General features: G+C 62.9%; 1 protein-coding gene. It reads left to right on the top strand.

Annotated elements, in window-relative coordinates:
• Positions 1-61 precede the first annotated feature (61 nt).
• Positions 62-259, top strand: a 198-nt coding sequence (locus CUZ56_RS15195) for a hypothetical protein (protein WP_148113776.1), incomplete at its 3' end; no start/stop codon positions are given.

Below are 259 nucleotides of genomic sequence, written 5' to 3' on the forward strand. Positions count from 1 at the left end.
CGCCGCAGCACGGGACGAGGCTCCCCCAGCGCGAGATCCCGCGATATCAGAAGCACCCTCTGTGGATATCGAGAACCTGGACCCCGCAACGGCCCGACGTATAAGCCGCGAGGTCGGCCGGGAGATCTTCGACACCTACGGCTTCGAGGTACTCGGGTTCGAAAAGCTGGCGGTCCCGGTGGCGCTGGCCATCCGAAACGCCATCATCGATCATTTCGACGAAGTACTGCAGCTGTACACCTTGGGGATCGGCGTGGAC

This window comes from Saezia sanguinis, from assembly GCF_003991585.1.
Classification (GTDB): Bacteria; Pseudomonadota; Gammaproteobacteria; order Burkholderiales; family Burkholderiaceae_C; genus Saezia; species Saezia sanguinis.